At 44.2% G+C, this 25,750-nt stretch carries 23 protein-coding genes; 15 read left to right on the top strand and 8 right to left on the bottom strand.

The window, feature by feature from the left end:
* The first annotated feature begins 176 nt into the window (after positions 1–176).
* Together C7Y66_RS06675 and C7Y66_RS06670 are read left to right on the top strand one after the other, a co-directional pair.
* Positions 177–1,742 carry a DUF3084 domain-containing protein gene (locus tag C7Y66_RS06675; RefSeq protein WP_106544964.1) on the top strand — a complete coding sequence of 522 codons (1,566 nt, stop codon included), beginning with the start codon at positions 177–179 and terminating at the stop codon, positions 1,740–1,742.
* Between the two features lie 2 nt (positions 1,743–1,744).
* Positions 1,745–2,164 (top strand): pre-16S rRNA-processing nuclease YqgF, encoded by a 420-nt coding sequence (locus C7Y66_RS06670; protein WP_015152653.1) that lies wholly within the window; start codon positions 1,745–1,747, stop codon positions 2,162–2,164.
* Between the two features lie 73 nt (positions 2,165–2,237).
* Here C7Y66_RS06670 and C7Y66_RS06665 read toward each other — a convergent pair whose 3' ends face one another.
* Positions 2,238–2,501: a DUF3146 family protein gene (locus C7Y66_RS06665; RefSeq protein ID WP_015152654.1), complete on the bottom strand. Its 264-nt coding sequence runs from the start codon at positions 2,499–2,501 to the stop codon at positions 2,238–2,240.
* Between the two features lie 212 nt (positions 2,502–2,713).
* Here C7Y66_RS06665 and C7Y66_RS06660 point away from each other — a divergent pair, with 212 nt between their 5' ends.
* On the top strand, positions 2,714–4,153 hold the full coding sequence (locus C7Y66_RS06660) for a GTP-binding protein (protein ID WP_106544963.1): 1,440 nt from the start codon (positions 2,714–2,716) through the stop codon (positions 4,151–4,153).
* A 77-nt stretch (positions 4,154–4,230) separates the two neighbouring features.
* Here the strand turns inward: C7Y66_RS06660 and C7Y66_RS06655 are convergent, their stop codons facing one another.
* On the bottom strand, positions 4,231–5,982 hold the full coding sequence (locus tag C7Y66_RS06655; protein WP_106544962.1) for a mechanosensitive ion channel: 1,752 nt from the start codon (positions 5,980–5,982) through the stop codon (positions 4,231–4,233).
* Positions 5,983–6,464: 482 nt separating this feature from the next.
* On the opposite strand from C7Y66_RS06655, the gene C7Y66_RS06650 reads away from it, so the two are divergent.
* Both C7Y66_RS06650 and C7Y66_RS06645 read left to right on the top strand, forming a co-directional pair.
* On the top strand, positions 6,465–6,905 hold the full coding sequence (locus tag C7Y66_RS06650; RefSeq protein ID WP_015152657.1) for an SRPBCC family protein: 441 nt from the start codon (positions 6,465–6,467) through the stop codon (positions 6,903–6,905).
* Positions 6,902–7,084 carry a hypothetical protein gene (locus C7Y66_RS06645; protein WP_106544961.1) on the top strand — a complete coding sequence of 61 codons (183 nt, stop codon included), beginning with the start codon at positions 6,902–6,904 and terminating at the stop codon, positions 7,082–7,084. Before C7Y66_RS06650 ends, C7Y66_RS06645 begins: the two co-directional genes overlap by 4 nt.
* An 8-nt stretch (positions 7,085–7,092) precedes the next feature.
* Here C7Y66_RS06645 and C7Y66_RS06640 read toward each other — a convergent pair whose 3' ends face one another.
* Positions 7,093–7,911: a SirB1 family protein gene (locus C7Y66_RS06640; protein ID WP_199197272.1), complete on the bottom strand. Its 819-nt coding sequence runs from the start codon at positions 7,909–7,911 to the stop codon at positions 7,093–7,095.
* 353 nt (positions 7,912–8,264) lie between these two features.
* Here C7Y66_RS06640 and C7Y66_RS06635 point away from each other — a divergent pair, with 353 nt between their 5' ends.
* The 7 genes from C7Y66_RS06635 (at position 8,265) to C7Y66_RS06605 (ending at position 16,556) form a co-directional block, all read left to right on the top strand.
* Positions 8,265–9,722, top strand: a complete 1,458-nt coding sequence (locus C7Y66_RS06635; protein WP_106544960.1) for an ATP-binding protein — start codon at positions 8,265–8,267, stop codon at positions 9,720–9,722.
* Entirely contained in the window at positions 9,715–10,389 is a 675-nt protein-coding gene (locus C7Y66_RS06630) for a response regulator transcription factor (RefSeq protein ID WP_106544959.1), read from the top strand. The genes C7Y66_RS06635 and C7Y66_RS06630 overlap by 8 nt, the downstream gene beginning before the upstream one ends.
* Positions 10,390–10,499: 110 nt before the next feature.
* A complete protein-coding gene (locus C7Y66_RS06625) occupies positions 10,500–10,916 on the top strand; it encodes a hypothetical protein (RefSeq protein ID WP_106544958.1) in 417 nt (138 codons plus the stop codon).
* A 122-nt stretch (positions 10,917–11,038) separates the two neighbouring features.
* A complete protein-coding gene (locus C7Y66_RS06620) occupies positions 11,039–12,010 on the top strand; it encodes a glycosyltransferase family 2 protein (protein ID WP_106544957.1) in 972 nt (323 codons plus the stop codon).
* A 133-nt stretch (positions 12,011–12,143) separates the two neighbouring features.
* Entirely contained in the window at positions 12,144–13,715 is a 1,572-nt protein-coding gene (locus C7Y66_RS06615; protein WP_106544966.1) for a hypothetical protein, read from the top strand.
* 178 nt (positions 13,716–13,893) lie between these two features.
* The gene (locus tag C7Y66_RS06610) at positions 13,894–14,844 is read left to right on the top strand and encodes a lysylphosphatidylglycerol synthase transmembrane domain-containing protein (protein ID WP_106544956.1); all 951 of its coding nucleotides are present in this window, start codon (positions 13,894–13,896) and stop codon (positions 14,842–14,844) included.
* A gap of 113 nt (positions 14,845–14,957) precedes the next feature.
* On the top strand, positions 14,958–16,556 hold the full coding sequence (locus C7Y66_RS06605) for an iron uptake porin (RefSeq protein WP_233222556.1): 1,599 nt from the start codon (positions 14,958–14,960) through the stop codon (positions 16,554–16,556).
* A 136-nt stretch (positions 16,557–16,692) separates the two neighbouring features.
* On the opposite strand, the gene C7Y66_RS06600 is transcribed toward C7Y66_RS06605, so the two are convergent.
* On the bottom strand, positions 16,693–17,415 hold the full coding sequence (locus C7Y66_RS06600) for a DUF4336 domain-containing protein (RefSeq protein ID WP_106544954.1): 723 nt from the start codon (positions 17,413–17,415) through the stop codon (positions 16,693–16,695).
* 142 nt (positions 17,416–17,557) lie between these two features.
* Here C7Y66_RS06600 and C7Y66_RS06595 point away from each other — a divergent pair, with 142 nt between their 5' ends.
* Positions 17,558–18,196, top strand: coding sequence for a TetR/AcrR family transcriptional regulator (locus C7Y66_RS06595; RefSeq protein ID WP_015152668.1), 639 nt, complete (start codon positions 17,558–17,560; stop codon positions 18,194–18,196).
* A 263-nt stretch (positions 18,197–18,459) separates the two neighbouring features.
* Here C7Y66_RS06595 and C7Y66_RS06590 read toward each other — a convergent pair whose 3' ends face one another.
* Positions 18,460–20,901: a PhoX family phosphatase gene (locus tag C7Y66_RS06590; RefSeq protein ID WP_106544953.1), complete on the bottom strand. Its 2,442-nt coding sequence runs from the start codon at positions 20,899–20,901 to the stop codon at positions 18,460–18,462.
* Between the two features lie 591 nt (positions 20,902–21,492).
* On the bottom strand, positions 21,493–21,996 hold the full coding sequence (locus tag C7Y66_RS06585) for a hypothetical protein (RefSeq protein WP_106544952.1): 504 nt from the start codon (positions 21,994–21,996) through the stop codon (positions 21,493–21,495).
* A gap of 230 nt (positions 21,997–22,226) precedes the next feature.
* Between C7Y66_RS06585 and C7Y66_RS06580 the strand changes: the two genes are divergently transcribed.
* The gene (locus C7Y66_RS06580; protein WP_106544951.1) at positions 22,227–22,667 is read left to right on the top strand and encodes a secondary thiamine-phosphate synthase enzyme YjbQ; all 441 of its coding nucleotides are present in this window, start codon (positions 22,227–22,229) and stop codon (positions 22,665–22,667) included.
* Between the two features lie 36 nt (positions 22,668–22,703).
* Here the strand turns inward: C7Y66_RS06580 and C7Y66_RS06575 are convergent, their stop codons facing one another.
* Positions 22,704–23,816 (bottom strand): AI-2E family transporter, encoded by a 1,113-nt coding sequence (locus tag C7Y66_RS06575; protein WP_015152672.1) that lies wholly within the window; start codon positions 23,814–23,816, stop codon positions 22,704–22,706.
* Between the two features lie 187 nt (positions 23,817–24,003).
* Between C7Y66_RS06575 and C7Y66_RS06570 the strand changes: the two genes are divergently transcribed.
* Positions 24,004–24,291: a YggT family protein gene (locus C7Y66_RS06570; RefSeq protein ID WP_015152673.1), complete on the top strand. Its 288-nt coding sequence runs from the start codon at positions 24,004–24,006 to the stop codon at positions 24,289–24,291.
* Between the two features lie 40 nt (positions 24,292–24,331).
* Here C7Y66_RS06570 and accC read toward each other — a convergent pair whose 3' ends face one another.
* Positions 24,332–25,681: an acetyl-CoA carboxylase biotin carboxylase subunit gene (gene accC / locus C7Y66_RS06565; protein ID WP_015152674.1), complete on the bottom strand. Its 1,350-nt coding sequence runs from the start codon at positions 25,679–25,681 to the stop codon at positions 24,332–24,334.
* Positions 25,682–25,750 lie beyond the last annotated feature (69 nt).

Raw genomic sequence — 25,750 nt, 5'->3', positions numbered from 1 at the left:
GGAGACAAGGGGGACAAGGGGGACAAGGGGGACAAGGAAGCAGGTGTGCAGGTGGGCAGAGGAGATAAAATAACTAACTGGTCACTGGTTACTGGTCACTGGTCACTGATAACTGACTCCCTACTCCTTCATTATTAGGATAGGCTGTATCTGGATGACGTAAATCGCAACAAGAAATGTCCACCGGATTCATCTGGATTGCAGCAATTATTATTTTGGGGGGTGTAATCGCGACGGTGGGCGATCGCATCGGCACGAAAGTAGGCAAAGCGCGGCTGAGTTTGTTTAAACTGCGTCCCCGCAACACAGCTACTTTGATTACCATCTTGACTGGGATGGTGATTTCTTTTTCCACTTTGGGGGTTTTGCTAGCTTTTGACAAGAGGTTGCGAGATGGAATCTTTGAGATTGGTAGGGTACAACGATTGCTGGAATTAAGGCGACAAGATTTAACCGAAACTCGCCAGCAATTAGAAACAACTACCAAAGCCAAAACTCAAGTCGAGCAGGAACTGGCTCAAGCTAGGGCAGAACAGAAAGCCCAGCAGATAGAAGCCCAAAAACAGCAAGCAGCAGCCCAAAAGCGGTTGAAAGAAATTAATCAATCATTACGGGCAGCCTTAAATAGACAAGTACAAACCCAAGCTCAACTCAACCGGACTCGCAGTCAACTCAAGCAAATCTCCTCGCAATATCAGCAAGCTCAAGCACAGCTGAATACGGTGACTGGGCAAGCACGCAAGCTGCGCCAAGAAATTCAACAGAACCAGAAAGAACTGCAAGCATTAGTTGCCCAACGAAACCAACTCAAAACAAGAATTAACCAGCAAGACCGCGAAATTGCCAAATTAGATCGAGAAATTCAGCGGCGAGACCTAAGTATTGCCCAAAGAGAAGCTTTGCTGAAAGATTTGGAAAAAGAAGCAATTGCTTTAGCAAGGAACTTACAACTGCTGCGCCAAGGGAATCTGGCATTAGTCAGGGGTCAAGTACTAGCGGCGCGGGTAGTGCGCATCGTTCGTCCTTCAGCCGCTCGTCAAGCTATCGAAGAAATTCTGCGCGAAGCTAACCGTAATGCGATGAATCAAACTCAACCTGGAGTAGAAAAAATTTCCCAAAGGGTTGTCAAAATTTCGGAAAAACAAGTCGAACAGCTCATCAAGCAAATTGACGATGGGCAAGATTATCTTGTCCGCATTCTTGCTGCAAATAATTATGTAGTAGGGGAAAGTTCCGTGCAAGTTTTTGCTGATGTGGCGTTGAATCAACAAGTCTTTAAACCTGGAGAAGTCTTATCTAGGATCGAAGCGAACCCAGCAGTAATGACAACTAGAGAAGTGAGACAGCGGATAGATTTGTTGTTAGAAGCTGCTAAATTTAGCGCTCAACGTGCCGGAGTGTTGGATGAGAATCTTCTGATTGCCGACAATCGTATCCAAACCCTAATTCGCTTTTTCGAGCAACTCCAGAGCTACGATCGCCCGCTAGAATTGAAAGCGATCGCCGCTCAGAATATTTACACTGCTGGACCTATAGCTGTGGAGCTACTAGCAACCCAAAACGGACAGGTGATATTTAGTACTCAACAAAGTTTACCGCAGCCGACTGAGCAGGGGGCAGGGAGCGGGGAGCAGGGAGCAGGGAGCAGAGGAGCAGAGGAGCAGGGAGCAGAGAGTGGGGAGCAGGGAGCAGGGAGCAGGGAGCAGGGAGCAGAGAACCAGGAAGCAGAGAGTGGGGAGTAGGCATGGGGATGGACTCAACTGTGATATTAGGCTTCGATCCTGGTCGAGATAAATGCGGTGTGGCAGTGATGGGACTGGATGGTAATTTGTCCTACCATCAAGTTGTACCAGCTACAGAAGCGATCGCCACTATTCAAGCGTTACGCCAACAATATCCCATCTCCCTATTGGTTATGGGCGATCGAACCACATCCAAACAGTGGCAGCAAAAAATTAGTCAAGCACAACTAGAACCGCTAACAATAGTCATGGTAGACGAGCGCAACACGACTTTAGAAGCACGCGATCGCTACTGGCAGATGTATCCTCCAACTGGTCTTTCTCGCCTCATCCCGCAGGGAATGCGTCAACCCCCACGGGCGATCGACGATATCGTAGCAATATTGCTCATTGAAAGATATTTAGATGCTGGTAATGGGTAATGGGAGCTTCAGGGACAGCAACTAAAAACTACTAACCAACAACTACCAACTACCAACTACCAATTACCAATCGTTAAATTTCTGCCCGAATTTTAAATGCGTAATCTCCGCCTGGTTCTAGCTGATAATCCCGTTGCTCTAAAAAGCGACCAAGAGGTTCTTGGATCAATGCCCGTCCTTGCGAAGGTTTAACAGATAACTCGCCTCGGTGAAATCGCCACTGGAATTGCCACTCAAAATTACCAGCGCACACTTCTCCCTCTAGCAAACCGTGCTGCCAAGATTGTCGTGTAATCCGAACGTGGGCAACAGTTTCTGGTAATCGTTTACGACTCACAATGATACTACCGTTATGAAATGCTTTCCGAATGACTTACTTCCCACAATACCAAAACCAACTTATAGGATCGAAGAGGCGAAAGCGATCTTTCTAACGAAAGAAAGTGAGTCTTGAGTGGTTAGTGGCTGGTGGCTGGCGGCTAGATTCCTAGTTTTCGTCTTCACTAGTCACTAGTCACTAGTCACTGATAACTGAGATTATTTCCATCTATGCACGAGCCTTTAGAAGAGACGGAATTAGCCGATGAATTAGATAAGGCAATTTGGGACTTTGATGATATTCAGGCAGAAATTAACTACAAACAGGCAAAAGATACTCTTCATAACTTAGTCACTCGTCTCGACCTCAAACCACAAGAACGAGAGGGATTAGAAACGGAGATCGCCCAGTTAGAGACGATGCTGGAAAATCTAGAGCAGAGGGTGGTGCAAATTGCTGTCTTCGGTATGGTAGGTAGGGGAAAATCATCTCTACTTAATGCTTTGTTAGGGCAGCAAGTCTTTGAAACGGGTCCACTGCATGGCGTGACTCGCAGCACTCAAAAAGTACAGTGGGAAGTTACAGAAGAAACGATTGGTGCGAGCGATCGCTACGTTAAATTTACCTTGCCTAGTAGCGGTGATTCTCAAGTAGAACTGATTGATACTCCCGGCTTAGATGAGGTTGATGGAGAAACTCGCGCTGCTCTCGCCGCGCAAATTGCCGATCGTGCCGATCTGATTTTATTTGCGATCGCCGGAGATATGACGCAAGTAGAACACAAGGCTCTTTCCCAACTGCGAGACGTTGGCAAGCCAATCCTGTTGGTATTTAATAAAATCGACCAATATCCCCAAGCCGACCGGATAGCGATCTATCAAAAAATTCGCGACGAACGAGTCAAAGAATTACTCTCTCCCGATGAAATTGTCATGGCGGCGGCTTCTCCTTTGACCAAAAAAGCGATCGTGCGTCCTGATGGAACCAGAAGCGTACAACTCAGCCAGGGACAGCCGCAAGTTGAGGAATTGAAGTTAAAAATTCTCGAAATTTTACATCGGGAAGGCAAAGCTTTAGTTGCTCTCAATACAATGCTTTATGCCGACAACGTGAACGAGCAAATTGTCAAGCGTAAACTCGAAATTCGTGCCAGCAGTGCCGATCGCCTAATTTGGCGGGCAACCATGACTAAAGCCGTAGCGATCGCCCTCAACCCAATAATGATGGTCGATCTGCTCAGTGGAGCTGCGATCGATGCGATCCTCATCCTGTCTCTAGCTAAGTTATATGACATTCCGATGTCACAGACAGGAGCCTTGCAATTGCTACAAAAAATCGCCCTGAGTTTGGGCGGAATTAGTGCCAGCCAATTGCTAGCAAATTTGGGTTTAAGTTCCCTGAAAAGCCTACTTGGTATAGCTACCCCCGCTACCGGGGGCATTACCCTGGCTCCCTACCTTTCTGTTGCTATTACCCAAGCAGGTGTGGCGGGTGTTTCTGCTTACAGCATCGGACAAGTGACAAAAGCATACCTTGCCAACGGCGCAACTTGGGGACCAGAAGGACCAAAAGCCGTCATTACGCGCATTTTGTCCTCCCTTGACCAAACTTCGATTCTGAATCGAATTAAAGATGAGTTGGTAGCGAAACTAGGGGTGAGGGAACAGTGACCAGCGACCAGTGACCAGTGACCAGTGACCAGTGACCAGTGACCAGTGACTACTCCGACTCCCGACTCCCCACTATCTCACGTCCGTGGAGGTAAATTACGCTGCTGCTTGAAGGATTCGAGAATTTCCCGTACTTGTTGTCCGGCTATTTCCCGACCACCCAAACCGAAGGCGATCGCAGAAGCAACAGCGATCGCGCCAAATAGCAATCCGAATGCTAAATTTACGATATCTTGGGCAATCCCAATCTGTTGCAGCGCCATTGCTGAGACGAGGGCAATAATTGCTATGCGGGCTATCTGTCCTAAAATCTGGGCTTGGCGATCGCCCGAACTGGTGATGATGTTGTAAGCCAAGTTTGCCAGAAATAATCCAATGGCGAATACTACCAATCCTGCTAAAATTCGCCCAAAAATGACGATAATACCGCTTACAAGGGTAGTTAATGCGGGAATACCCAAAATATTAACTGCCGTCACCGTAGCGAACAGCATAATTCCCACAAATACGATAATGCCAACAATTTCAGCTGGTGTACGAGCGGAGATTGTAGGTGTTGGTTCCCTTTGAATGACTGTTGGCTGCCCCGTCGATGGTGGTGGTGGAATTGCTCCTGGTTCCTCATAGGTGGGGCTTGGCGCGGCGCTTCTGCGTCTGAGAGTAGGTAGTCCCAATACGGAGAAGATATTGTTGAAGCCAATACTTGTGAGAATATTCGTCACCAGATCTCCGACGAATCGTCCCAGGAAGTAAGCCAGGATGAGAATTAATGCTGCTGTAAAAATTAGTGGTAAAGCATTGAGGATCTGTTGCAACATGGCGATCGCTGGAGTCGAGATCGCATCAATGCGCAGTTGTTGTAGTGCCGCGATCGCTACTGGAATCAAAATGAGGACGTAGACAATCGTGCCAATAATGCCCGATAAAGATTGCCCTCCTGCCGTGGTTCGCAGTCCAAAGCGCGATCCTGCTTGGTCAATTCCAGTTGAGATCAGCAAATTGGTGACGATCCGACGCACTACAGTAGCCAACAACCAACCAGCAGCAGCAATAATGACTGCTACCAAAATATTTGGCAACGCTGAGAGAATCTCGCTCACCAAACCCTCTATTGGTTGTAATGCTTGCTGCAAACCAAGAGTATCGAGGATAGGAATTAAAAACAGCAAAAATATAAACCAGTACAAGGCATTACCAATCGTATCGCTGAGCGATACTTGGTTTGGCGATCGGGTTACTCCTTGCGGTCGCTGGTCTAAACGCTCGTCCAGTCTAGCAGCGCGTAGTCCTCGGACTGTAATCAACTTCACGATCGTCGCAATCGCCCAAGCTACACCCAGAAAGATCAGCGCTCCTAGTATTCGAGGAATGAAGCTCAGTACAGTATTGAGAAAGCCACCCAAAGGACGAGATACGACCTCTAGTTGGAGTGCGTTTAGCACCGCTACTACGGTGAAGAGAATCACAATCCAATAGACTAGGTTGGCAATCAGTTCTTCAACTCTGGGTAAGTCGCGGCTATCCGAACGACCAGTAATGCTTGCTGCAATACGGTTGTCAATATCCGTGCGATTGAGGATGCCTTTAGTAATGGCTTTAGCGATCGCAGCCACGATCAAACCAAGCGCCAGAATCAAGACTGCTCCCAGCAAGTTAGGAATAAACGCTAACAAGCTACCCCAAATATTTTGTACGTAATCCACACTTCGCTCAACAGCCTGTTGTCCCTGCTGCACTGGTGGTGCTGCTTGCGCCAAATGTTGCCAAGACGCTTGCAGCGGTCTATCCCAGTTAGTCGAGTGGGTTATCCCGTGCCAAATTGCATTCATAATTTTCCGAGTTAACTGTAAATTTCATGAGGAGAGAGTACCAGTCATCGCTCTTTTTGGTAGCAGAACTGGGAATTCTGCTACAACTCCCTTGTATTTTTGTACTTTGTCAGCAAATTAGCTAGTGAGGAGAAATATAGAGTTCTTATACAGAGTGATTCCTCAGTTTCTCATTCCACATCTACCTTAGTGAGTAGTTATGCCAGAAGAATCCCCAGATTAGTGAGTTTTCAGATTTTCATCATTGTGATAGATGCGAAATCAAATCAGTTTGCTCGTAAAGATTATGATTAAATTTTCTGATAAATGGGAGACAAGGGAGCAGAGAGTAATTCGCAAGTCGCTCTTTCGCAAGTCGCTCTTTCGCAAGTCGCTCTTTCGCAGTCGCAAGCCAAGCCTGAGCGCACCACGCACCACCCAACTACCAACTACCCATTACCCATTACCCATACCCTGACAACTGATAACTGATAACTGAACAAATGACACAAATATTTGAACAATCAATTGAGATTGCTGCTAGTGCAACGGCTGTTGAGCGTTGCATTACCGACTTGCATCTAATGCATCGGTGGTTGAACCCAGCTCTGCGTTGCGAACCTGTAGGCGAGTGGAGTACGGAAATAGGTAGCCGCAGCCGTTTTCTTATTCAAGTTCCCTTAGTCAAACCAACTTTAGAATGCGTCACGCTCGATCGCGCTCCCGGGTTAATTGTCTGGGGGTTTGAGGGTTTTTTTCGGGGTAGCGATCGCTGGGAGTGTCAGCCTTTACCCCAAGGAACGCGCCTGCTTAACCGCTTTGAATTTGAGATTCCCAATCCCATCGTTAGCTGGGGTTTCCACACCTTCGCCGCCCCCTGGACGCAAGCAGACATGAAAACTCAACTCCAGCGCCTCAAGCAGGTTGCAGAGGAAGTGAAATGAGTGGTGAAGAGGGAGACAAGGAAGACAAGGAAGACAAGGGAGACAAGGGAGACAAGGGAGACAAGGGAGGCAAGGGAGACAAGGGAGGCAAGGGAGACAAGGGAGCAAGACAATTCAAAATTCCCCACACCCTTTCTTCACTGGTCACTGGTCACTGGTCACTGGTCACTGGTCACTGATAACTGTCCTATCCTCTTCCCAGTTGACTCAACAACTTGCGAATTACTGGAGCATCTTCTGCATGGGGGGCTTGGGCAAGATAGGATTCAAAGTCAGAAATGGCTGAAAACCAATGTCCCAACTGGTAGTTAATTAAACCGCGATCGCGTGTTTCACCTGGGATATCTGGAAACAAGAGCAAAATCTTTTCCACTGTTCCCAGTGCTTTTTCTAAATCCTGCTGTTGTAAATAAATATACTTCAAATTTGTCAGCATCCGTGCTAAGAATTGCCGATGAGTCACCGATCGCAAAAATTCCGCTCGTAATGCTACAGGCTGTCCGTAAATTTGGCTCAATTTTGCTTGACAGTCCTGGGGAAATAGTACTTCACCGCGATTGAAGGCATCGACAAAAATTTCCATTTCCGGTATGTCAGGACGAATCAGGAAATGCCCCGGCATTCCCACTCCAACCATCGGAAAGTCAACTCGCTTAGCTAACTCTAGGTAGATGAGCGATAGTGTAATCGGGATTCCCGTCCGTCGCTCGATCGCATCGTTTAAGAAGCTATTACGCGGATCGTGATATTCATTAACATTTCCTTTAAATCCTAAGTCTTCATATAAGTATTGATTAATAGTGTGAATGACACGTAAGGGATATCTCTGAATAGGTAGCCGCTCTAGTAATTCTTCTGCCATCGTATCTAGAGCGTTGAGATATTCTGCTGGATCGAGGTCTGGATATTCCTCCTGAGCAATGTAGAGAGCTGCTTTGGCTAGATCGATCTGCTCGTCAGAGCGATCGATCTCTTGAGAGAAAAATTGCCTTGCTACCGGAACCATCACTAATTGCAAAGAATAATAAGGATCGTTTTACACTCTTTACATAAATTAAAACAGACAACACACTACAAATGGCGCATCCTTAAGACTGAGCTTATCCCTCTTTTGTTACGTTAAAGCAAGTAAAATCTAAAAATCTTCTTGCCACACAAGGGTTTTGCTCTTTTGTCCTTTTCAAGCTGTCAAAATGAAAAACTCTTACTGCGTATGGGTTTTAGAATCTACTCCGGCGCAAGTAATACAAAAGGGTTATGGAACTCGATTGGAAATGGTTGCATCAAAAGCTATAGGCATGATGAGTGAGCGATCGGTGAAGCAAATTTGACAACAGCTTTGAAAAGTCAGCAACAGAAGTGTCACCACCAAATCGTTTCGACAAAACTCAACAATGGCGGCGGATCTTTTATAGCTTGCGTACCAGCATTTTAATTTGGTACGTCTTGCTATTAACTTTTAGTGCGTTTCTTTCCACGTTGATTGTTCGGCAAGTCTTACTCTCACGCTTGGATGCAAAGCGTGAAAACTCTTTGATGCAGGAAGTCAAGGAGTTTCGAGTTTTAGCTAATGGCAAAGACCCCAACACGGGAAAATCTTTTCAAAATGACATCAAAGCTTTGTTTAGAGTTTTTCTCAACCGCAACATTCCCAATGATGACGAGTTTTTGATTGCCATTGTCGAGGGTGAAATCGACCGCTCTAGCCCTAGAGCGCTACCAGAACCCCTACAAAAGAATTCAGAGCTAATTCAATATTTTGCTAAATTGACCCAGCCAGAGCAGGGAGCCAGAGAGACGACCGCAGGCACGATCCTTTATCGCGCCGCCCCCATTATTAGAGATGAAACTCACGGTGTCTTTGTGGTAGCTCAACTGACAGCAGGAGAACGCCAAGAAGTGGATGAAGCAATGGCAGTTATGATTCATGTCAAAATTTTTGTCATTATTGGGGCAGCTATCCTTGCTTGGTTAGTGGCAGGTAGAACACTGACTCCTCTACATTTACTCACGGAAACTGCACGCTCGATTCGCGAATCTGACCTGACTCGCCGCATTCCTGTCAAAGGGTCGGATGAAGTTGCCGAACTCGCAACGACTTTTAATGAAATGCTCGATCGCCTCCAAGCTGCTTTTAGCAGCCAACGCAACTTCATTAACGATGCCAGTCACGAACTGCGAACGCCAATTACTATCATCCGCGGTCACTTAGAACTCATGGGCGACGATCCCCAAGAACGAGAGGAAACTGTAGCCTTGGTGACAGACGAATTAGATCGCATGAGTCGTTTTGTTGACGATCTGTTACTCCTCGCTAAGGCGGAGCAACCAAACTTTTTAAAGCTGGAAAGATTAGATCTGACTACCTTGGTAGCAGAAATTTACTCTAAAGCGATCGCCCTATCAACGGATCGCCACTGGCAGATCGATCGCCATAGCCCAGGGACAATTATTGCCGACCGTCAGCGCCTCACTCAAGCAATGATAAACTTGGCTCAGAATGCCACCCAACACACGACAACGGGAGATACGATTGCTTTAGGCTGTATGCAGAGACACAATTGGGTACGGTTATGGGTGCGCGATACGGGCGAAGGTATTTCTCTGGCAGACCAACAAAGAATTTTTGAACGCTTTGCTCGCACTACCAAAAGTCAAAGACGTTCTGAAGGTGCTGGCTTAGGCTTGGCAATCGTGCGGGCGATCGCTCAAGCTCACGGTGGCAAAATTGAACTAAGTAGTCGTCCTCATCGCGGCTCTACTTTTACCATCGTACTTCCTATCGAACCCACATCAGAGATATCATCTCATGAGTAGAATTTTAATCGTCGAAGATGAACCCCGGATTAGTGCTTTTATTGAAAAAGGACTAAAAGCCAATGGCTACACAGTCTCAGTAGTTCGGGATGGCGATGAAGCTTTACTTGTAGCCAATAGCAAAGATTTTGACCTCATGATTCTCGATATAGGGCTACCGCGACAAGACGGTTGGACGATATTATCAACATTGCGCGGTCAAGGAGAATATTTACCGATCGTCATTCTCACTGCTCGCGACGATGTGAATGATAAAGTAGCGGGACTAGAGGGAGGCGCTGATGACTATATGACCAAGCCATTTCGGTTTGAAGAATTGCTGGCGCGGGTGCGTTTGCGGTTACGCGACAAAACTCAGAGCGTTACGAAGGAGATTGCGGAACTCAAAGCAGGTAATCTTGTCCTAGATTTGCGGCTGCGACAAGTTAGAATTGGCGATCGCTCGATTGAACTTTCTGCAAAAGAATTTACGTTGAGCGAAACATTTCTGCGGCATCCCAATCAAGTCCTCAGCCGCGAGCAACTCCTCAGTGCTGTTTGGGGTTATGACTACGATCCTGGTTCTAATATTGTTGATGTTTATGTTGGCTATTTACGCAAAAAAATCAGTTCTCACCTGATTGAAACCGTCCGAGGTATGGGATACCGTTTCGTTAGTCAGCAGTGAACAGTTGTCAGTGTAGAGACGTTACATGTAACGTCTGTACATAGTTATCAGTTATCAGTCAATTCCGACCTACGACTTACCTGTTACTCTCATAAACTGTAAATTTAATTATGCGTTTAATTCTTAGCTCGATCGCCGCGATCGCTTTTCTGGCATTGCCTACAATTGTGGCAGCGCAATCTACCTCTCCTAACTCAGACAACAATCCTTCTTTTGAACTTCCACAACGCACTCCTAGAAATCCTAGCAGACCTGCCGAACCACCAGAACCACCAGAAGAATACAAAAAGAAAATTGAAGGCATTCAAGATTTAGTCAACAGTAATAAGCAGGTAAAAATAATTTGTGCCAACTATATGAACGATATAAAGTATCAGTTTCTCAGCAATAAGTTGCAAATTGATGTTGGTAATAATAGCTGTACTTTTACCATTATTAAAGAAGTCATTCAGCCACAACTAACTGAAGGTAAAATTAGAACATATGAATATACAGGCGATCGCGAAGGGATAATTGTTACGTTCTAGTTCAATGCCTTAAAAAAAAGTGCCTAGTGATTAGTGTCTGGTCGCTAGAAAAAACTCTAGCCGCTAGCGGCTCACAAATGACAAATAACTAAAAAGCTTATGAATTTTATATATAGTCCCATATGACCAAGCTAATTATTCAAATTCCTTGTTATAACGAAGCAGAAACTTTAGGAATTACTCTCTCAGCTTTGCCGCGTGAAATATCTGGAATTAGCTGTGTAGAATGGTTAGTTATTGATGATGGTAGCACGGATAAAACCCTTGCAGTTGCTAAAGATTTTGGGGTCGATCGCATAGTAAGGTTGAACCACAACCAAGGACTCGCAAAAGCTTTTATGGCAGGAATAGAAGCCTGTCTAATCGCAGGAGCAGATATTATTGTTAATACTGATGCAGATAATCAATATTGTGCTGATGATATTCCTAAATTAATTGCCCCCATTTTATTAGGTAGAGCAGAAATTGTCATTGGCACGCGACCAATTTATAAAATTAAACACTTTTCCCCAGCTAAAAAAACTTTACAAAAATTAGGAAGTTGGGTAGTACGCCTTGCTAGCAACACGAACATTCCCGACGCACCGAGTGGTTTTCGGGCAATTAGTCGAGAAGCAGCAATGCAATTAAATGTATTTAACGAATATACTTATACGCTAGAAACAATTATTCAAGCTGGACAAAAAGGTATTCCGATTACTGCCGTTCCAATTAGAACGAACAAATATCTTAGACCTTCACGTTTAGTTAAGAATATTCCAACTTACATCCAGCGATCGCTATTTACAATTTTACGCATTTTCATGACATATCAGCCCCTAAAATTCTTTACAATTTTAGGCAGCATTCCTTTTAGTTTGGGTACATTCCTGGGAATTCGATGGCTGATATTTTTTCTGGATGGCACGACTCGTACTCGGATTCCCAGTTTAATTTTAGCAGCAATTTTAATTATTATTGGCGTACAATTGTGGCTTTTTGGCTTAGTTGCCGATCTCTTAGCAGTCAATCGCAAAGTATTAGAAGAAATTCAATTGCGACAGCGAAGGGCGGATATTGAAGGGAGGCGGGAGCGCACGAGCAGTGACCAGTGACCAGTGACCAGTTATCAGTGACTAACACCAAACTAACAACTAACAACTAACAACCAATCACCAATTATCCGTGTCAAATAAAAACCTGTTTGCTAAAGAAGCGATCGCTCAAATTCCTAAAATTCTAACCCTAATGGATCGTAATGTTCACAGCCCTACTTATGGATGCTGCGATCGCAATTTTTGGCATTACAAAATTATTGATTTTCCGAGCGGGATGGCGCAAGAATTTGTCTTACCTCTCGCTTTAGCATACGATACAGATTTACCAAATAACCCTTTTTATCGGCAAAATATCATTCCTCAGTGGGTAGAAGCAGGAATTTTATATGCTGCTCGTAGCGCTCATAAAGATGGTTCCTGTGACGATTATTTTCCCTACGAACGAGCTGCTGGTGCAGCGGCTTTTTCTCTCCTTGCCTGTATTGATAGCTACACCCTATTAAAACTCAATAATCCTATTGCTCTGCAATTTTTTACTAAACGTGCTAATTGGTTAGCAAAACATCATGAAAGTGGTAGACTCACCAATCACCAAGCCTTGATTGTTTTGTGTTTTGAATTACTTTCAAACTTATTACAAACCTCTCAGTGGGATCGAGCAAAAGTTCAGCGTTTAGAACGAGTTTTAGCTTGGCAAAGTAGCGAAGGCTGGTTTCAAGAATATGAAGGTTGCGATCCTGGTTATCATACTTTAACTATTTCTTGTTTAGCGCGAATTTATCAACTTAAACCCGATATTCGCATCAAAGAGGCATTAATCAAAGCGGTTGAATTAGCTGCTCAGTTTGTCCATCCTGATGGTTCATACGGGGGAGAATATACTAGTCGTAATACATACAATTACTTCCCTCATGGTTTTGAATTAGTTGGACGATGGTTTCCCGATGCTTTAAGAATTAATGATGCTTTTTTGGTTGGATTAGCGAACGGTTTAGCACCTTGTTACAGTGACGACCATATTATCGGACATCATACTTGGAATTACTTGTTGGCTTGGCGTGATTTTGTGCCTCAGCGTCCTTTATCTCAATCTCGTCCCACAGGTAGAATTTGGCTGCCCGAAGCAAGAATTTTAATAGATCGACTCCCTAGTACGGGCGCACAGCCGTGCGCCCCTACCAACTCTCCAACGTATGAACTCTACTTAGCACTGAATAAGGGAGGTACGTTTAAACTATTTCGTAACAACCAGTTGATAGCTTCAGATACGCAGTTTTCACTTTTGGTTAAGGAAGGTAAAAAAATTAAGAATGCGGTTGGACATTTAGTAGGAAATTATGCGATCGCTCTAGAACAAAACAAAATTACAATTCAAGGACAGTTGGGATGGGCAAAACAAAAACAAATGACACCTACCAACTTGATATTATTACGAATAGTCATGCTGGGCTTTGGACGATTTTTTCCTAATTTGATTCGGAAGCTGTTACAAAAAGTGTTGATCGTTGGCAAGAAAGACGCACCATTTTGGTTTCAACGTCAACTGTTTTGGGAAAATGGTAAATTACAGATAATTGACGAACTAAAAGCTCAGAATTGGGAAAATGTTATAGCTGCTGATATTGGCTGCGATCGCACTTCAATTTATGTTGTTATGAGTCGAACTTTTCAAATTGGTCAGTTGCAACCTGAATGGAATTTAACTGAAGAAGTCAAACAACTCGCCCCAGGTGAATCGCTAAAATTAGAACGGTATTTTTAAAATTTATTTTTGATATATCGTCTCTACAAGAACAGGAGTTACGCACTTGAAATCTGAGATTTCGATTTCCCCTAGTTCCCTCCTTCTAAAAAGGGGGAACTCAAAGCCCCCTTTTTAAGGGGGTTGGGGGATCGACTGCGTAAGTTTTGAAGAAATTGAATATTTTTTAGTTCTAGATATGAAACGAATAATTTCTATTGTAGTTAGCTTAATAATTTTAGTAATTATTTATTGGAAAATCGATTTTACTAATCTCATCGAAATATTTCAAAACTCAAACATTTACTGGATGATAGTCAGTCTATGTATGGTTGTACCCATAACAACTATTACAGCATGGCGATTGCAGCAACTAGCTCCTAAACAAGCTCAATTAAGCTTTGGAGAAGCAAATAAATTAATTTTAGCTGCTAGCGTGCTGAATATGGTCTTACCTTCAAAGATGGGCGATATTGCTAAAGCTTATTTTATGCGGCAGCAAGGGCATTTGACTGGTTCTTTGTCTTTATCTTTAGTTGTTTTTGAGAAAACTTGCGATTTACTATCATTATTATTATGGTGTGTTTTGGGTTTAATTCTTTATCCTTATAAAAATTGGTTATTTTGGCTAATGACAGTAAGTGTGGGTTTGGGATTAACCCTTGGCTTACTCTTACTCAGTTCTCGTAAATTTGCCCAAATATTTTTTGTTTTCAGTAAAGCGATCGCAACCAAAAAACTGAAAGTTAAAATTCAAAAAATGCAGTTTTCTTGGGAGGAAATGCACAATTACTTTTGGCGCGATCGCGCCAATTTGTTAAAAATAGCCTTAACTTCTATTTTTATTTGGTTTTTACACCTATTACAAATTTGGTTTTTCATTCTGGCTCTCAAAGCCTGGACACCATTTTTAGCTAATCTCGCTCTCTCTCCATTAGCGATTTTAGCAGGATTATTACCACTGACGTTTGCTGGTGTTGGCACTCGTGATGCTGCATTAATTGCATTCTACCAACCATATTTTAATGCTTCTACGGCAGCTGCTTTAGGTTTACTTTGCACATCTCGCTACTTGCTACCTGCAATTGGTGGTTTACCTTTTTTGGGACAATATTTAACGACTGTACGCAACCTTTCTCAAGAGAAGTAAAAATGAGATTTTTCTCATCTTAAATTCACAAGTTTGTTACTTTTATAGAGTAGTCTTGCACCTGTGAAGAAAATTCATGTATATTCTATTGAGTGTTTCTAGTCGCAGGGATTGTGTTACAGATTATTAGCAATAATATTCGTACAAGCATATTTGTATTTGGTGCAACGCTGGCACTAACAAATAGCGTATTTGCCAGCGAATTGAAGCAAGAAAACACAGATTTAGAGCGAGCAAATAACTTATCTTCTAGTTTTAAGGAGAGCGCACCTTACGAAGCTAACAGTCTCGAGCGGATAACGCCTGTTTCCCAACTCGACAATATTAGCGCTCGCGATTGGCAGTGGCAAACATTAAAATTTCTTAGCCAACGCTATAATGTGACAATTGATTTTGATGGCGATCGCAGCTTCACACGTTATGAATTTGCCTCTACTTTAGATGCTGTTTTAACTGAAATTGCAAGACTAGTTAATATAGGTGATGCTGAACGAGTGAGTCAAGCAGATATTGCCAAATTGCAAAGATTGCAAACAGAATTTGCTGCTGAATTAGCTAATCTACAAACAAGACGAGTAGAAGGATTAGAAAGTCAAACTCAACAGCTTGAAGCACAACAATTTTCTACAACTACAACTCTTTCAGGTCAAGTTATATTTGCCGTCAGCAGTGCTTTTGGTGACGAAAAAGCCGATGGTAGTAGTGAAAAAGTAGATAGCAATTTGGTTTTGAGCGATCGCGTGCGACTGACTTTTAATACTAGTTTCATGGGGGAAGATCGTCTGAGGGTGCGCATACAAGCGAATAACTTCCCCGGAGTTGAAGATGCGACTGGGACAACAATGGCGCGGTTGGGATTTGAAGGGGATAGCGAGAATCAGTTTGAGTTAACTCGCATCGAGTACCGCTTTCCGGTTGGCGAACAAACTACAGTTTATGCTGGGGTCTTCGGTAGCGGAATAGATGACTTTGCCGATACAGTCAATTCTTTCCTCGATAGTAGCAGTCGGGGGGCAGTATCTCGCTTTGGCAGACGCAATCCGATATACAGACAAGGTTCGGGTACGGGAGTAGGTGTTGAATACGATTTGACTGAGAAGATTTCTCTGCAACTGGGTTATGTCGCTGAAGATGCTAACGAACCGGAATCTGGAATTGGTGGTAGTGCTTACGGCGCGATCGCGCAATTGTATTTTGAGTATAGCGATCGATTTGAGTTAGGTTTAACTTACATACATTCTTACAACCAGCTAGATACAGGTACGGGAAGCGAACTAGCCAACGATCCTTTTGATGAAAACAGCGATGCTATCCGAGCAAATTCTTATGGTGTTGCTACAACTTGGCAGATTAATCCTAAATTTGCGATCGGTGGATGGATGGGTTTGACAAATGCGACAGCCGCAGATTTACCAGGTAATCCAACCGCAGAAATTTTTAACTATGCTATCACCCTTGCCTTTCCTGACTTAGGGAAAGAAGGTAGCTTAGGTGGAATTGTTATCGGTCAACCACCAAAGGTTACTAACAGCGATCTCAGCACAGATTTTCAAGACCGCAATACAGCTTGGCATTTTGAAGCATTCTACCGCTTTAAATTCAGCGAACAAATTTCAATGACTCCAGGTTTCTTAGTCATTATCAATCCCGAACACGATAACAATAACGATACTTTATATGTTGGGACAATTCGTACTACTTTTGAATTCTAATTAAGAGTTCTAATTTAGACTACCGAACTACGAACGAGCTATAGCAATCCAAATTGATTTGTAAACGTTTCCCGTGTAGAGACGTTACATGTAACGTCTCTACACGGGCAATCGATTTCACGATTATCTAAGAGCGCTATATCTGTAGATTTGTTATAGATAAAAACTTCTCATATCCTGCTTGTAATTGGCGCTTACCGTCACGTTCGATAATACTGCCATGAGCCATAATGACTCGATCAAAATCCCAGCACAGAACTTTTTGAATTGACTGTTTTACCCGTTCTTTATCGCGAGAAGCAAGTTTTTCTAATAATGTTGGTTCCAACTGGCGATCGCCTCCTATAATTCTGAAAACTAATTGTGTTTGCCAAGGAAAACTAGCATCGACATGAAATGCTGTATCTGTCAATACCAAAGTTTGGCTTTCTCGATGCCAAAATACAATTTCATTTAATATTCCCGAATTGCCGATACCTATAGTTTGAAATCCCGCAAATAAAAGATATTCAACTTCATTCAAATCGCCGATTTTACCACATTCGCTAAGGATGCGATCGCTCTTTATATCTGGTCTTTTCAAGTCTAAACCTGGAGCAATCCAAATCTCGGCATTAGGATAAATCGACTTGAAGTTGTTGAGAAAAAGATGATGATAGCAATTTGGCGCGATAATTGTGGTGACGTGACCCAGTGCGTTAATTTGCTGAATAGTTGTTTCATCAACATCAATGGGAGAAATAATTATAAGTTCGCCATTGTCAAGGCGAATTACTGTCATTCTCGTTCCCACTTCTAGACCTAAAAACTTAAGTTGCCGTTCGCCAACCCAGATATTTCGATCGATTTCTCTCAGCATAAGCTTAGGGTGTGGGGTGTACTGAATGCCATAATTAGCGATCGCCCTTCTAAACGTGAGGAATCCTCATATTTGCATAATCTGAGAAATCCTCACGTTTGTCAAGAGAGACAGATAAACCCGACCGTACGATTATCGATCCATGACTTCCAGGCATTTACCGCAACAATCCCGTAGCAGAAAAAGATTTGAGCAAATTCTGCAAGCCGCCGCCGCAGTGTTTGCCGAAGTTGGCTATGAAGCAGCTTCTACGGAGGCGATCGCACAACGGGCAAATACTTCTATTGGCTCGCTTTATCGCTTTTTTCCAGATAAATCTGCGGTTTTATACGCCTTGGCAGAGAGATATGCCGAGCAAATGCGGGATTTATTTGTCACTAAGTTCAATTCCTCAACAGTAGATCGACCTCTGGCTCAGGTGGTCAGCGATACAGTCGAAGCGTTTGATGATTTTTTCACGACCGTACCAGGGGCGCAAGCAATTATGTTGCGATCGCGAGTTTCTCCTGAGTTACAGGCGGTGAATCAACGTGCCGATCGCGAAATTGTGGCACATTTAGAAGCTTTTTTTGCCTTGCGACAACCGCAGATGGAACCAGAACAACGCCAGCTAGCGGCTTTAGTCAGCGTAGAAATTACTGGAGCGTTACAGCTATTATCCCTTGCCCAAACAGAACGGTTACGACAGCAGATCGTGACTGAAACCAAACACATTTTAATTCGCTATCTTCAACCGCTTTTTCCCGATTGCGATCCGACAAATGAGAAAGTTGGGAGCTAATACTAAGGCGATCGCATAACCCAGATAAGCGCGATCGTCCTAATGCTAAATACTCCCATGTAGGATTATCATGAAGTCATTTGCAAGATAACTTAAGGAAACTTATCTGAGTGAATAAATGAAGAAATTTTTTATAATTTAGCAACAAAAAAGTAGGGTCAGTATTACCCACCCTACTAATAGCCAGTCACTGGTTACAAGTCGTAAGTCGTAAGTTGAAATTAACTGGTCACTGATAACTGATAACTAATAACTGATAACTGTTAAACAAAGCGATCGCCTTTACCACCTTTACGGCGAATGCCGATTACGGAAGGACGGGGTGGTCCATAAAGATCTCCAGCTAAATTGCTGGGCCAATTACTACCGCGTGGGACAGTTCTGTTTTGCGTAAACAGAGTTCCATCTAAATTCAGCATTTCAATGTCGCGATTGAGACTTTGAGGTGGATTGAAAGGAACGTTCTCCCCAGGGTGCTGCACGCAGATAATTAAGGTATCGCTGACAAAGGTAGGTCCTGTCATTTCGCAGCGCGGTGGACCGTAGGCAAAGGGTACGATCTGCCCTGCATTCTCACCATCTAGAGGAATGTAAAATAGCCAGTTATTACCGAAAACTCCAATTAAATCGGATGTTTGAATGTTGAGATCGGAGGACGCACCTTCTACCACAGCTCCAACTACTGTATGGTCGATGTTGAGTGGTTTTGCTGCTGCTCCTTCACCAAAACCGTTATGAGCGCCAGTGGACATATCCGTGACACCCCAAACGTTATTTTGGCTGTCGAAAGCAAGGTTATCCACGTTAGCAAAACCGTCTCCTGGCTCGGCTCCTGCTTCCCCACCTTTGGCTAAGCGTTCCCAACGGAAAGTTAGACCTGTATTATCGGAACTGTTTTCAGTAATCTTAAACAGTTCTCCTGAAGGCTGTCCGGCGTTGACATCTTTGCTGTACTTAGAGACAACAAATATCCGAGAATCTGGATAACCATCGCTACCTGGCGCACCATCGGTATAAGCGATGAAGACTTCCCTTGAATTGCGAGGATTGATTTCTAAATCTTCAGGACGAGCGGTAGGAGTACCACCAATCAAGTTAGCAGCTAAAAAGGCATCAACTAACACCGCGCCTTGACTGGTATAGAAATCTGAGAGTTTCTTACCTTGGTAGTCCTTTAAAGCCGTAGCTTCATTCTCAGTGGTGATGTTGTACTTACCACCGTCTTTTGTTTGTGCCGCAATGCCGTTGCGTCGCGGTAATGGTAGTAGTGCGTTGCGCGTTGCTTTACCCAAGGCTTGAATTTCCACCGAGCCAAGCGTGGAAGGGGAAATGGGATTGGTACTCGCACCAATCTCTAACGGTAGCCATTCACCCGTACCGTCAGGATTGTAACGAGCAGTGTAGAGCGTACCCGTCTCGAATAGTTCGCTATTTTTCTTGTCTTCAGGGGATTTGACCTTCCCTGCACTGACAAATTTATAGGTGTGTCCGCCACGGCGATCGTCACCCATATAGGCAACGAGTTTTTTGCCAGACTCCGCCACCATAGTGATATTCTCATGACGGAAGCGACCGAGAGCAGTATGTTTGCGCGATCGCCATTTGGGATCGGCGGGATCGATTTCGACCATCCAGCCGTATTTTTCCCCTACCATCCCGAATTCAGCTCCAGTCGTGCCTTCGGTGTATTCTGTCTGCGTACCGTTAGGTAGAACTGCTTCTGTAACTCCGACGAAGAACGCTTCACTAGCTTGGAAGTTCTCCTCTGCGGACACGATCGTTCCCCAAGGAGTCGTACCACCAGAACAGTTGTGTCCCGTACCGATGATTTTGCTCCCCAATCCATCGGTGTTGACGGCTTCAAACACGTCCTTAGCAGCCGTACCCGTACCGATGAGGTAGTTGAGATCGCCTTTCTGGTAGCTTTTTTCACCCCAGGATGTGACTTCTTTGTAAGCATCAGTGCGATCGCTATTGATTCCCAAGCCTGACAAGGTATGGATGCGACGGTTTTTCGGGTCTTTGACAACGCTGTAACGTCCGTCATTATCTTGACGAATTCTGACAATCGAGCCACCCATGTTGTAGAGAAACTCACCTAGCAGGGTGCGGTTTTTCTCGCTGATATTGATTCCTAAATAAGGGAAAGATTCGGAAAACCCTGCCAAGTCTTCTGGGGTTTCAGGCGCGAGCAGGGAAATGGGATAGGAAACGTATTCGTGATTCACCCACAAATAGCCGTCTTTAACAGCAATGCCGTCGTAGTGGATGCCATTACCAATGTCGTTCTCTTTTCCCCTAACTTTGGTTCCGTTAATTGGGACGAAGCCAGTGTAATCGCAGTTATAACCAAAATAATCGTCTGGGTTGGGGAAGACGCGATCGCCCCAGCCAACAATAACGTAACGTTCGTATTCTGGCGGTACGATGACATCATCGTACACAGTATATTTTGTCAATCTCGCATCTGCCGATGGTTGTAAAATTTCTCCTTTTTCACTGCCTGCTGGTAGGTAACTAGGCAGTTGTTGATAAATGGGTAACGGATGGGGCAATCGTACAGGGGTGAACGATAAAGCCTCAGCTGCTTGGGCAGCGTTAGAACCAGCACCAAACAGTTTATTCTCTAGCACGGGTGAGAAAGCAGCAGCACCAACACCCGCACCGAAGAAAACTAACAGCTGCCTCCGAGTAATTCTAGACATGAAACTCCCTCTTGATTCGGAATCGCCAGATCCTCAAGTTTGAAAACGTCTGTATTGCAATTATTAGTAGAGAGTGCAGAGTGCTATTAACTCTTGGTTCCTTCAGATTTCAGCGCGATAACTATGCTCGCGCCTTTTCTATTAGCTTATGTATTTTTAATTCCAAACATATTCAGACAAAAGCTTGATTTGAGCTGTAACCAAAAGACGCGCTCTCGCTTTTTCTCTACTACTAATTATTAAGACAGAGACTTATTTTCAAACAAATATTGTTGCCTCTGTTACGATAATCCCGCAACATTAAGGTGAGTTAATCGCCTGGTTAATACTGAGTCATTTTTTTACATTAGGTTGCTATAGTTAACTTTATATAGAACGCAGTAAGCAAATGTATCTAGTCATCAATATGCAAAATTTAGTTTGCTTGCTGAAGGCTATTTTCTCAATTCAGCTAGTAGTTTAAATGCGAGCCTATCGGATATACTTTGTTGTTTAAACAATTTTCTCCGCGCCACCTCTGCGATCGCAACGATAGATCGGTGTGTATAAAAAAATTGAAATTTGCAGAATTACGTATATTTCTCATTGCCATCAGTCATCGCGATAGGCGGGATCGTCTTCTTTTAACCTACGCGCAGTATTTACATTCGCAGGAGTACGCTGACTATCGGTTGCAGTTCCATTTGGCGATGAGGAAAAGCCTAACAAAAGCGCGGAATTGCTGAAGTATCTCGTCCAGTGACTCAACACGGGTTGCGATCGCCAATCGACTCGCGAGACTTTAGTATGGAGTAAAGGGACTTGTTGCCCATTGCGATCGCCTACTACCGTTACAGTGATTTCTGTAACTTTGGGTTTTCGCTCGAACTCTTGCTGAATTAACTTGCTAGTCTGTGACTCGGCTTGCTGCATCAAACGAGCAAAAGAAGGCATTCCCTCAGAACTGACGACGAGATTCAAAGATCTTGGTTGCGCTCTAGCTGGGGTAGAATACCAGCAGCTTACACACATTGTTGCGACTAAAATGATTTTTACTGGAATTGTTTTGACTGGGGCGATCGCTCCAGATAGTCGAAACTGTCGAAAAACACTCATTATCTTGACTAAATCCTTATTCTCTGCATAGTTACGAGGAGGAAAGGAGAAATGCAGACTGTTCCTAAGCTTAGCGATCGCATCATTAATAAGTCAGTAAGTCCAGGTTAAGTTTCAGTTATTAGTTATCAGTGACTCGTGGCTAGTGGCTGGTGATTAGAAAAGAATTCAGCCACCAGCCATTCACTCATGACCAACTACCAATTACCCATTACCATTTACCGACTACCGTGCCAATCATTAATAAATTCATTGAAATCGAAACCACTCAAGGAATTAATATTCACAATATTACGCCAGCAATTGAGAAAATAGTTTTTCATACAGGAATTAGCAACGGACAAGTTTTAATCTTTTCTCGTCATACTACGACCGCATTAGCAATTAATGAAGACGAAGAAAGATTACTAGAAGATATCAAAGTTTTTTTGAGCAAATTAGTTCCCGAATCAGAACGCTACTTGCATAACGACTTGCACTTAAGAAAAAATATCCCTGAAGATGAGCCGATAAATGCTCACTCGCACTTAATGGCGATGATGCTTAATAATAACGAAATTATTCCAATAGTCGATGGAAAACTTGGATTAGGAACCTATCAATCAGTTTTATTTTTTGAATTAGACGGCGCTCGTAAACGAACAGTTTTGTGCCAGGTTTGGGGCGAATGATAAAAGTAGGGTGGGTATTGTCCACCTTAATATAAATCAAAAACTGAGATTGTCTTTCCCTTCAGTAGAAGCCGCATCCTCATGCGTGATGGTAATTTTAGCTGCTACAGTAGAACGCCGCAGGTTACGAATTGCATCAATAGTATTTTTAATCGTACCAGCTAGGGGAACAGCTACAATTGCACCCAAAAAACCACCCATTTCAGCTCCAGTCAAGATAGCGATAAAAATCCAAATTGGGTTGAGTCCCGTAAAATTGCCCATCAATCTAGGTGCTAGCACGTTATCTTTAATTTGTTGCAACACAATTGCCGCCAAAGCAACTTGCAACCCCAGCAACCAATTTTGCACCATGACTAACAGCGTAACTGTACCAATGCCCAAGCTAGCGCCAATAAATGGGATGAGTTCAGCTACACCAATTAAAAGGGCAAACAATAGAGCAAATGGCACGTTGAGAACTACGAAAATTGGGGTTAAAGCGGCAAACATGAATAACCCCAGTAATAGTTGAGTCAGAAAGAAATTTTGAAAATTGAGTCGCAAGGAAGCACTAAACGGAAGTCCAATCTCTGGTGGTAGGAAGCTAATGAGACCGCGCCAGAGGCGATCGCCGTAGAGCAGCATGTAAAATGCCAGTACCACCACTAAAATTGTCTCGATTAACCACGACAGCGTCCCGAGGGCAACTCCAAACGCCTGTTCTGGTATAGATGGCAAGCGTCTTTCAATCGTATCGTTAACGCGATTGCTAAAACCGCTCAGATCGAGAGGTAGCTTTCTTACCCGCGCCCAGCTATCTAGTCTTCCCAACTGTGTTTGAATTGTATTTAACCAATCGGGAATTCTTTGAATCAATTCGATTGTTTGGTCGTAGACCAATGGCACTAGAGTTAGACCGATCGCCACCAACAAGACTAAACTCAAAAATAGAACGACAATGACTGCCTGAGAGCGGCTAAAGCCAACTCGCTCGAAAAACCGGACTGGGTAATTGAGTAGAAAAGCCAAAATAGCCGCGATCGTCAATACGGCGATCGTATGCTGAAAATATTGAAAAGCTTGACTCAATAACCAAATATTCAGAGCAATAACAGGACCGCTCAAACCGTAAATCGCTAAACGCTGCCAAGAGGCTGAACGGCGCATTTCTCACACCACCCACAATAGTTGCTCCACCACTAATCCTCGATTTTAGTGGCAAAATCTATTTAAGTGACAGGGTAAAGTTGTAAGTCGTAAGTCGTAAGTCGTAAGTCGTAAGTTAGACATCTAAATTTGCTTCTTACCTCTTGCCAACTACCAATTACCCATTACCAATTACCAATGACCATATATGACAACTGCTGCGATCGCAAATTTGGTGCTGGGGATCTTTCTCGGCTTAATGATTCTGCTATTTATCTTCCGCATCGTGCTGACTTGGTTTCCCCAAATAGACCTTAAGCGTTTTCCATACAACTTAATTGCCATGCCAACAGATCCCTTGTTAGTACCGATGCGAAAACTTGTACCACCCATAGGCGGTGTGGATATTACCCCCATCATCTGGGTCGGAATTTTTAGCCTGTTGCGAGAAATTCTGCTCGGTCAGCAAGGACTGCTGATGATGCTGATGCATTGAAATTTTATGTAGAGACGTTACATGTAACGTCTCTACCGATCTATTTCTTCAACATCACCTGCTCGACAAAATTGGTGTAAACCTCTGCCTTGAGAAACTCTGGAGTATCTAAAATCCGTTGGTGAAAGCCGATAGTCGTTGGTACGCCTGTGAGGGCGAATTCCCGCAAGGCGCGTCGCATTCGCCTAATTGCAGTCGGACGGTCTGGTCCCCAGACGATCAGCTTACCAATCAGAGAATCGTAGTAAGGCGGGATGCGATAATCGGTGTAAACGTGAGAATCCATCCTGACTCCTGGTCCTCCAGGAGCGAGATAGCCACTGATCCGTCCTGGTGCGGGACGAAAATCTCGGTCTGGATCTTCAGCATTAATCCGACATTCAATTGCGTGTCCCCGCAACTTTACCTGCTCTTGGGTGAATTGCAGGCTTTCCCCTTGGGCAACGCGGATTTGTTCGGCAATTAAGTCAAGTCCTGTAATCATTTCCGTGACGGGATGCTCGACTTGAATCCGCGTATTCATTTCCATGAAGTAAAATTCTCCAGTTTGCGACAGGAGAAACTCTACCGTCCCCGCACCGATGTAATTAATCGACTTTGCCGCCATTACCGCAGCTGTTCCCATTTTCTCCCGTAATTCGGGGGTTAAGGCAGGGCTGGGAGCTTCTTCTAATAGTTTTTGGTGGCGGCGCTGGATCGAACAGTCCCGTTCGCCCAAGTGGACGACATTGCCGTAGCTATCTGCTAAGATTTGAAACTCAATATGGCGCGGGCGATCGACAAATTTCTCGACATACAGACCAGGGTTGCCAAAGGCGGCTTCTGCTTCTCCTTGAGCCGCTAAAAATAATCGCCCTAAATCTTCATCGCTGCGAACCAGACGCATTCCCCTGCCACCACCGCCAGCAGTGGCTTTAATCATGACTGGGTAGCCAATTTGACGCGCGATCTCCCGCGCTTCTTTTTCGTCTCTGACTAACCCATCACTCCCAGGGATGGTGGGGACTCCTGCCGCGATCATCGTTTCCTTTGCCGTAGATTTATCGCCCATAGCTCGAATTGCTTCTGGGGTTGGTCCAATAAAGGCAAGCTGGTGATCGGCACAAATTTCCGCAAATTTCGCATTTTCCGCTAAAAAGCCATAACCAGGATGGATGGCAGTCGCGTTGCGCGTCAGAGCTGCGGCAATAATACTAGGAACGTTGAGATAACTTTTGCTACTGGGAGCTTCGCCAATACAAACCGCTTCATCAGCTAATTGGACGTGGAGCGCGTCGCGGTCTACGGTTGAGTGTACCGCGATCGTCGCAATTCCCATTTCTTCACAAGTACGGAGAATTCTCAGGGCGATTTCCCCTCGGTTAGCAATCAGAATTTTGTCAAAGCGCATCTTCCAGCAAAGGATGTCGGTATCATCAGCATAGGGGTTGGCAGAATTCGTAATTCGTAATTCGTAATT

This window comes from Chroococcidiopsis sp. CCALA 051 (assembly GCF_003015105.1).
Lineage (GTDB): Bacteria > Cyanobacteriota > Cyanobacteriia > Cyanobacteriales > Chroococcidiopsidaceae > Chroococcidiopsis > Chroococcidiopsis thermalis.
This window is presented reverse-complemented; position numbering and strand designations above follow the sequence as displayed.